Annotated in this window: 2 protein-coding genes; both read right to left on the reverse strand. The window is 40.2% G+C overall.

Translation table 11 applies throughout. The features are described 5' to 3' along the window. Window positions 1–265: hypothetical protein (locus tag A3738_RS31960; protein WP_231876620.1), on the reverse strand; the 265-nt coding region annotated here is incomplete at its 3' end. Further along, the coding region (locus tag A3738_RS31965) for a hypothetical protein (protein ID WP_068763592.1) at window positions 262–520 on the reverse strand (259 nt) is incomplete at its 5' end. The genes A3738_RS31965 and A3738_RS31960, both read right to left, overlap by 4 nt.

Consider the following 520-nt stretch of genomic DNA (forward strand, 5'->3'; position numbering starts at 1 on the left):
AGATCAATAATATTACGGCAATAACAACCGCAACAGGAAACAAAGCATTCTTCCAGCTAAGCTCTGAAGCTTTAACATCCCAGACACCTGAGTGCATGGGCGATATCAGACCGACAGTGACTATTAGCACGCCCCAAACATGGGAAATATAAACGTTGAAAATTTCTTTAATCATCTCAGTTGAGTAAAGAGTTTCGAAGTAGAGTACGAGAGCCCAGCTCGTAATAAACAGCCAGTGCTTAATTGATTTCCCTTTAAAATTCATTCTTGAATAGTCCCTTGCTCAGAATTGTTTCTGGCGTCAGTAATGTTGTTATGTAGAAATTGATTAAAGATGTGGCACGAGACAATTTTGGATCTGGGTAACACGATACCGAAGTCATCAGGGTTTTCTCTGCCTGCTGTTTCAAAGTCCTCAATTGACGAAAAATAGTCATTAGAGAGTGTTAGCTCCAACGTTTCCGAGTCTCTATAGCCACTCATCATAGGGAGGATAGTTAAATAGCTAGACTCAGTCATT

This window comes from Oleiphilus sp. HI0066, assembly GCF_001635725.1.